Origin of the sequence: Streptococcus danieliae (genome assembly GCF_013415245.1) — a bacterium.
Lineage (GTDB): Bacteria > Bacillota > Bacilli > Lactobacillales > Streptococcaceae > Streptococcus > Streptococcus danieliae_A.
In genome coordinates this window covers 1-7484 of sequence record NZ_JACBXX010000217.1, presented here as the reverse complement: position 1 = coordinate 7484, position 7484 = coordinate 1, and the positions used below count along the sequence as shown (strand labels likewise).

Below are 7484 nucleotides of genomic sequence, written 5' to 3'. Positions count from 1 at the left end.
GCACATCTCCGAAAGGCTGGAAATGCCGTCCCCATCAAGATAGTGTACAGAGTTTTAAGCGCAAGCTGAAGCGACTAACGACGAGGAAGTGGAGCATTGACCTAACGACACGGATTGAACGATTAAATTGGGTTATCCGCGGTTGGGTAAATTACTTCTCACTTGGTAATATGAAGACGATACTGACGCAAATAGATGAGCGTTTACGAACTCGTATCCGAGTCATTATCTGGAAGCAATGGAAGAAAAAATCGAGACGACTATGGGGACTTCTGAAACTAGGTGTTCCGAAATGGATAGCCGATAAAGTATCTGGCTGGGGTAACCACTATCAACTAGTGGCACAAAAGTCAGTCTTAAAGCGAGCTATATCAAAACCAGCCCTTACTAAAAGAGGACTGGTTTCTTGTCTAGATTTCTATCTTAAACGACATGCGTTAAAAGTTAGTTGAACCGCCGTGTGCCGAACGGCACGCACGGTGGTGTGAGAGGGACTAGAAATTAGCCTCTACTCGATTATACTTGGTTATAGCGCGCTTACAAAACTGTCTGACTTTTATGATCTTTGTCCAAGTGGTTGACAGGAGGGCTGGGAAAGAATATAATTAGAATTATTCTAAATAAAAACGAAGGAGTGGCGGCTATGGCAGTGTTTACGGTGGAGTCTCTGGGCTTTTCAGATAAGGGGCAGGCGATTTTGCAGGCGATTGATTTTTCGGTTCAAGAGGGAGAGCGGTTAACACTGGTTGGCCCGTCTGGTAGTGGTAAGAGTAGTATTTTGAAGCTCTTGGGAGGGCTGATTTCTCCGAGTCAGGGGCAGATTCTCTATCAAGGAAGCAATCTGGCTGACTTGGACATGCCGCTCTATCGGCAGGAGGTTTCCTATTGCTTCCAGCAGCCGGTTTTGTTTGGCAAGACGGTCGCGGATAACTTGGCCTTCCCCTTCGAGGTGCGGCAGCTAGCCTTTGATCGTCAGCGGGCGGTTCAAGCTTTGCGGAAGGTCAACCTTTCTGAAGCTTTTTTAAACAAGAATATTACGGATTTGTCCGGTGGGGAAAAACAAAGGGTGGCTTTGGTTCGAAATTTACTATTTGAGCCAAAGGTTTTACTGCTGGATGAAATAACGGTAGGGTTAGATGCAGGGACCAAGGAGGTCGTGCATGACCTAATTGGTGAGTACCACGCATCCGGGAAAACAATTATTGAAGTGACCCACGACGCTGCAGAAATTGCGGCGGCTGAGAAAGTATTGCAAGTTGAGGGAGGAAGGTTAGTCCTATGACAAATGTATCGGTTGATAATCTATCGCTAGTTTTGATTTTTTCCCTGGTTCTGGTAGCTATGGGGATTAGTCAGAAGGAAAAGTTGGGGCTGACCAAGGATATTGCCATGGCTGTGCTTCGGACAGTTGTACAATTGATTCTGGTGGGTTATGTTCTCCAGTTTATCTTCCAGGTTTCCAATGTCTTTCTGAGCCTGGCCATGGTGCTGGTAATTCTCTACAATGCTAGTAGCCAGGCCAATAAGCGGAACCCCAATCCCAATAAGAAACAGCTCTATCCTTTCCTGGCTCTTCTGGTCTCCACAGGTTTGACCTTGGGGATTCTGGTGGCTTCTGGAGCGATTCAGTTTATTCCGTCGCAGGTAATTCCGATTTCGGGGATGTTGGCCAGCAATGCCATGGCAGCTGTTGGGCTATCCTACCGGTCTATGCACCGTCTGTTTACAGATAACCGCCAGCAGGTGCTGGAAAAACTGAGTCTCGGGGCGTCTGTGAAACTGGCTTCCCAAGACATTTTACGGGAGAGCATCCGGACGGGGATGCAGCCAACCATTGATTCGGCGAAAACAGTGGGACTGGTCAGCCTGCCTGGAATGATGTCAGGTCTGATTTTTGCGGGGGTCGATCCGGTCCATGCGATTCGTTACCAGATCATGGTGATGTTTATGTTGCTGTCGGCAACCAGTCTGGCGGCAGTGATTGCCTCCTACTTTGCCTACCGGACCTATTTCACCAGCAAGGCCCAGTTGGATTTTGAATAGCCTAGGCAATTGTTTAAGTTATCTTAGTTCCTCTCAAAATAGTTATATAGCGACTTCTTCGGAAGTCGTTTTCTAACTTTGAAAATCTGCATACTGATGAGAAAGTTATTGTTCACTATATGTATCATTCCGGTGAGAGGATAACGACATCTAGGGCTGTTGAACTGACTGGAAGAAGCAGGCGTCATATTGGCAAACGATTGCAGAAATTAGCAGAACAAGGGATTTTAAATTGGTATGGGAATAGTAAAAATGATAAAAATCAATACGATATTCTTGCTTTAAAGTAGCTTGTTTTTTATACTCAGAACGCAGTAGAATGCTAAGTATTTCTGCGTTCTTTTTTGTTTGTGGCTGAGAAAGGGGAAGTACAAAGGTGTTTTTGATACTCTGAAATCAATTGCGGGTATCATAGTTTCAACAAGTCTAGCCGACTAGATTCAAATTAGACAAGTGGAACCTTTCATATATTTGCCAGGAAACTGGCTGGAATCGCTTGGCTATCCTGATTTTTTCATGGTATAATGGGGTTAATTTATTGTTAAAGTGAGGCAGATGATGAGCTTTTATAATCACAAAGAAATTGAGCCCAAATGGCAGCAATTCTGGGCTGAACATGAGACCTTTAAGACTGGAACTGATGCGGATAAACCCAAGTTTTATGCCTTGGATATGTTCCCGTATCCGTCTGGTGCTGGCTTGCACGTTGGTCACCCAGAGGGCTACACAGCGACAGATATTTTGAGTCGCTATAAGCGGGCTCAGGGCTACAATGTCCTTCACCCGATGGGTTGGGATGCCTTTGGTCTTCCAGCGGAGCAATACGCTATGGATACTGGGAATGACCCGGCGGAGTTTACGGCAGAGAATATCGCCAACTTTAAGCGTCAGATCAATGCCCTTGGTTTTTCCTATGACTGGGATCGGGAAGTCAATACGACGGATCCCAACTATTACAAGTGGACCCAGTGGATTTTTACCAAGCTCTTTGAAAAAGGCTTGGCCTATGAGGCTGAAGTTCCTGTAAACTGGGTCGAAGAGTTGGGGACCGCGATTGCCAACGAGGAAGTGCTTCCGGATGGAACTTCTGAGCGGGGGGGTTATCCAGTAGTGCGGAAGCCCATGCGTCAGTGGATGTTGAAGATTACCGCTTATGCTGACCGTCTCTTGGAAGACTTGGAGGACCTGGATTGGCCAGAGTCCATCAAGGATATGCAGCGGAACTGGATTGGCAAGTCGTCTGGGGCGACGGTTCATTTCAAGATCAAGGGGCATGAGGAAAGCTTCTCTGTGTTTACAACGCGTGTGGACACCTTGTTTGGAGCGTCTTATGCAGTCCTGGCGCCGGAGCATCCGCTAGTGGATGTGATTACAAGTCCTGAGCAGGCGGAGGCTGTGGCAGACTATAAGCGTCAGGCCAGCCTCAAGTCAGACTTGGCACGGACCGATTTGGCCAAGGAGAAGACGGGTGCTTTCACCGGTGCTTATGCCATCAATCCAGCCAATGGCAAGGAGATTCCAATCTGGATCGCGGATTATGTTTTGGCTAGCTACGGAACGGGTGCTGTGATGGCCGTTCCAGCCCATGATGCGCGTGACTGGGAATTTGCCAAGGTTTACGACCTACCGATTATCCCGGTAATTGAAGGTGGCGATGTGGAGCAGGCTGTTTATACCGAAGATGGTCCGCATATTCATTCGGAATTTTTGGATGGTTTAAATACAAAAGAAGCTAAGGCGAAGATGACGGCTTGGCTAGAAGAAAAGGGGATGGGGGAAGAAACCATCACCTACCGACTTCGTGACTGGCTCTTTAGTCGCCAACGTTATTGGGGAGAACCAATCCCAATCATCCATTGGGAAGACGGCACTTCCACAGCAGTCCCAGAAGACCAGCTTCCGCTTGTTTTGCCAAAAACCTCAGACATCAAACCATCCGGAACCGGCGAAAGCCCACTGGCTAACTTGACAGACTGGCTTGAGGTGACCCGCGAAGATGGTGTCAAAGGTCGTCGGGAAACCAACACCATGCCTCAGTGGGCTGGTTCTAGCTGGTATTACCTCCGCTACATTGATCCCCACAATACTGAGAAATTAGCCGACGAAGAACTGCTCAAGACGTGGTTGCCAGTCGATATCTATATCGGGGGAGCCGAGCATGCCGTTTTACACCTGCTCTATGCCCGCTTCTGGCACAAGTTCCTTTATGACCTCGGCGTGGTCCCAACCAAGGAGCCCTTCCAAAAACTCTTCAACCAGGGTATGATCTTGGGAACCAGCTACCGCGATGGCCGAGGGGCTTTGGTCGCAAGCGACAAGGTCGAAAAACGAGATGGTGCCTTCATCCATCGTGAGACAGGTGAAGTATTGGAGCAAACCCCAGCTAAAATGTCCAAATCGTTGAAAAACGTGGTCAATCCGGACGATGTTGTAGAGCAATTCGGAGCAGATACCCTACGGGTCTACGAGATGTTTATGGGACCACTGGATGCTTCCATTGCCTGGAGTGAAGAAGGTCTGGAAGGCAGCCGGAAATTCCTGGACCGGGTTTACCGCCTCATCACCAGCAAGGAGCTAAGCACTGATAATGACGGCCAGCTGGACAAGGTCTACCACGAAACCGTCAAGGCTGTCACCGAGCAGATTGAAGACTACAAATTCAACACTGCCATCGCCCAACTGATGATCTTTGTCAACGCCGCCAACAAGGCTGACAAACTCTACATCGACTATGCCAAAGGCTTTATCCAACTCCTAGCGCCATTTGCCCCACACTTGGCCGAGGAACTTTGGCAAACCCTCACCGCTTCTGGTCAGTCTATCAGCTATGTACCATGGCCAAGCCATGATGAGGCCTTCCTCGTGGAAGATGAGGTTGAAATTGTTGTCCAACTGAAAGGTAAGGTCCGTGCCAAACTCATGGTGCCTAAAGACCTCTCTAAAGAGGACCTCCAAGCAACCGTCCTGGCCCATGAAAAAGTCCAGGCCGAAATTGCTGACAAAGAGATCCTCAAAGTCATTGCCGTACCGAATAAATTGGTCAATATTGTTGTGAAATAATAGAAAACATCCTCCGAAAATAAAATCGGAGGATGTTTTGACTTCACTCTATTTAAATTCCTGTCTTTGGAAAAGTCGATAGAGGAGGTAGAGGAGAATAAAGGTGTAGACCATTAGTATGAAGAAAAAGTCTGGACTGAGCAGATAGTCGGCTTGAGAAGCTAGGAAAAGTGTTATCCAGCTCGGAAGTTCGAAGTGGAGAACTTGGTTTACGACTAAGCGGAAGAGACTATCCCAGAAGATACTGAGGATAACAAAGGTTAGACCAGCTTGGCCAGGTTTGGGAAAGAGGAGGTAGAGGCTGATAAAGAAGAGACTGATACAGCCATAGATGGCTAGTTGTTGTCCCATAAGTACTGAAAGAGCGCCTACATCTAAAGCCCCACCGAGACTAGTTCGAAAAAGAGCGAAGAACAGATAGGCCAAGACTAGGAGGAGACTGTTGGTAATGAGAATTGCGAGAACCTTATAGACTAACAGTTTCAAGCGATTACTCAGCTGGATAATTGGATAGTTGATTGTGCGCTGCTGTAGGTCATCTCCGAGAAAGAAATTACCAGCGGCTAGAAAGAAGAGGGGGAAGAGTTGCCCCATCATTTGGACGAAGGAGATACTAGAGTCTGCTTCGGGTTCCCCTCTAAGAAAGGCTGTAGTTAGAAAGCAGAGGGCTGCGAGAATAGCTAGAGGGAGTAAAAAGCGTTTTTCTCGGCGAATACGATAGAGATCTGCCTTAAGATAGTTGAGCATGTGGAGTTCCTCCATGAATGAGTGTTAGGTAGTAGTCTTCTAATGAATGGCGTTGATGGAAGGCTGCTTCAATGACTAGACCTTCTGCCAAAATTTCTTGTAAGAGAGGCATGAGTGGGGTTGCTTCAGGTAAGAAAAAGCGTGTTCCTTCTTGGTGGAAAGATAGTTTTAGCTTGTTTAATAGAGCTGTGATTTCTTGGATTTGTTGCGACTCTAAGCAAAGAGATCCTGCAACCTGGGCTTCCAGCTCTTCCTTCGTAATTTGTCGGACCAATTTCCCTTGGTGCATAATCAGGTAGCGATCAACGACCATTTCCAATTCGGACAAGATGTGGCTGGAGATGAGGATGGTCATCCCTGCCTGATCGCGAAGATTGTGGATAATACTGCGCATTTCTCGAATACCAGCCGGATCGAGTCCATTGATCGGCTCATCCAAAATTAGAAAATCGGGCTGGTGAAGAATGGACAGACCGATAGCTAGACGCTGGCGCATACCTAGGGAGAAATCTTTACTCTTCTTACGCGAATCCACTTGGTCTAATCCAACTAAGGTTAAGACCGTTGCAATTCTCTCTTCTAAGTTGGAAATGCCTAACTGGAGTCCCAGATAGTGGAGATTGTCCTGGGCACTCAGATGAAGTTGGAGCGCGGGGGATTCGATCAGAGCACCAGTTTTTAAACCTGGTTGTGCCTGAATCTCTCCCTGATCTGGCCGGATGAGTCCGGTGAGCAAACGAAGCAAGGTGGTTTTTCCAGCTCCATTTTCCCCAACCAAGCCACAAATCTCTCCTTTTTGTAAGTTAAAGGAAACTTGGTCAACGGCTATATGCTCCTTGTAAGATTTATGAATATTATGGACTTTAAAAAAATCAGACATAAAGGGTCCTTTCTTTTAGTTTGCTGATCTGTAAAAATAGGGTTACCAAGCAATTATATCATATTCAACTTGAATAAAAGAGGTGGATTTTTATTTACCATCGACGGTTTTGTAGAAATAAGACAGGTTTTATGTCATGTTGTTTATTTTCTTGTGCTGAACTAAGAGCGAGTAGACTACTTGCTAGAAGAAATATTAAGGATAAAATAGCTTGTTTTTTCATAATTAATCTCCTGTGACATAGATATTTGTATACATATATGATATACTTTTACCCATTAACTTCAAAAAAGTTTACATATGAGTAATAGGGGTACGTAAATGGAATCTTATGGAAAAGTTTTTAAAATGTTAAGGGAATCTAAAAATTTGTCCTTGGCTGAGGTGGCAGGAGATTATATTTCAACCGCTCAACTTTCTCGTTTTGAAAACGGTAACAAAAATTTTAAAATGAAGTTAGCCACCCATCCTATCTGCTAGATAAGTACTACAACTCATTCTGATGAGTTGTCTGATTTCATTTGATAATAGGTTTGGAGCTGTTAGGCTAATTGGCCAAGGCTAATGATAGCCTTGGTTTAGCCCTCAAAACAGCTTCAAAAGTCCCTGTTGTCAAATGAAATCCTTTTGTAAGGTATAAGAAAACACCTCCGTGCTATACTTGTTGTTCACCACAAACAAAAGGAAGGGCACAGAGATGCAAAACAATTATACAACAAAAGGAAAACATTTGACAATTAATGATCGTCGCTAC

Annotated in this window: 8 protein-coding genes; 5 read left to right on the top strand and 3 right to left on the bottom strand. The window is 45.9% G+C overall.

Features of this window, described 5'->3' with window-relative positions; genetic code table 11:
• The 4 genes from HZY94_RS09500 to leuS all read left to right on the top strand — a co-directional run.
• Nucleotides 1–452, top strand: a 452-nt coding sequence (locus HZY94_RS09500) for a group II intron maturase-specific domain-containing protein (RefSeq protein ID WP_306538745.1), incomplete at its 5' end; no start/stop codon positions are given.
• A gap of 191 nt (nt 453–643) precedes the next feature.
• A complete protein-coding gene (locus tag HZY94_RS09495; protein WP_179925932.1) occupies nt 644–1282 on the top strand; it encodes an ABC transporter ATP-binding protein in 639 nt (212 codons plus the stop codon).
• Nucleotides 1279–2043 carry an ABC transporter permease gene (locus tag HZY94_RS09490; protein WP_179925931.1) on the top strand — a complete coding sequence of 255 codons (765 nt, stop codon included), beginning with the start codon at nt 1279–1281 and terminating at the stop codon, nt 2041–2043. The genes HZY94_RS09495 and HZY94_RS09490 overlap by 4 nt, the downstream gene beginning before the upstream one ends.
• A 558-nt stretch (nt 2044–2601) precedes the next feature.
• The gene (gene leuS / locus HZY94_RS09485; protein WP_179925933.1) at nt 2602–5103 is read left to right on the top strand and encodes a leucine--tRNA ligase; all 2502 of its coding nucleotides are present in this window, start codon (nt 2602–2604) and stop codon (nt 5101–5103) included.
• A gap of 48 nt (nt 5104–5151) precedes the next feature.
• On the opposite strand, the gene HZY94_RS09480 is transcribed toward leuS, so the two are convergent.
• From HZY94_RS09480 to HZY94_RS10620, 3 genes are all read right to left on the bottom strand, one after another.
• Entirely contained in the window at nt 5152–5850 is a 699-nt protein-coding gene (locus HZY94_RS09480; RefSeq protein ID WP_179925930.1) for a hypothetical protein, read from the bottom strand.
• Nucleotides 5834–6730 (bottom strand): ATP-binding cassette domain-containing protein, encoded by an 897-nt coding sequence (locus HZY94_RS09475; RefSeq protein WP_179925929.1) that lies wholly within the window; start codon nt 6728–6730, stop codon nt 5834–5836. The genes HZY94_RS09480 and HZY94_RS09475 overlap by 17 nt, the downstream gene beginning before the upstream one ends.
• A gap of 94 nt (nt 6731–6824) precedes the next feature.
• Nucleotides 6825–6953: a hypothetical protein gene (locus HZY94_RS10620; protein ID WP_257151916.1), complete on the bottom strand. Its 129-nt coding sequence runs from the start codon at nt 6951–6953 to the stop codon at nt 6825–6827.
• A gap of 98 nt (nt 6954–7051) precedes the next feature.
• On the opposite strand from HZY94_RS10620, the gene HZY94_RS09470 reads away from it, so the two are divergent.
• Entirely contained in the window at nt 7052–7210 is a 159-nt protein-coding gene (locus HZY94_RS09470) for a helix-turn-helix domain-containing protein (RefSeq protein WP_373683189.1), read from the top strand.
• Nucleotides 7211–7484: the final 274 nt, after the last annotated feature.

What these genes read in the sequence shown, in the direction of transcription:
- HZY94_RS09470 (WP_373683189.1), top strand. Translation starts at nt 7,052, where the DNA reads ATGGAATCTTATGGAAAAGTTTTTAAAATGTTAAGGGAATCTAAAAAT.
- HZY94_RS10620 (WP_257151916.1), bottom strand. Translation starts at nt 6,953, where the DNA reads ATGAAAAAACAAGCTATTTTATCCTTAATATTTCTTCTAGCAAGTAGT.
- HZY94_RS09480 (WP_179925930.1), bottom strand. Translation starts at nt 5,850, where the DNA reads ATGCTCAACTATCTTAAGGCAGATCTCTATCGTATTCGCCGAGAAAAA.
- HZY94_RS09490 (WP_179925931.1), top strand. Translation starts at nt 1,279, where the DNA reads ATGACAAATGTATCGGTTGATAATCTATCGCTAGTTTTGATTTTTTCC.
- leuS (WP_179925933.1), top strand. Translation starts at nt 2,602, where the DNA reads ATGAGCTTTTATAATCACAAAGAAATTGAGCCCAAATGGCAGCAATTC.
- HZY94_RS09475 (WP_179925929.1), bottom strand. Translation starts at nt 6,730, where the DNA reads ATGTCTGATTTTTTTAAAGTCCATAATATTCATAAATCTTACAAGGAG.
- HZY94_RS09495 (WP_179925932.1), top strand. Translation starts at nt 644, where the DNA reads ATGGCAGTGTTTACGGTGGAGTCTCTGGGCTTTTCAGATAAGGGGCAG.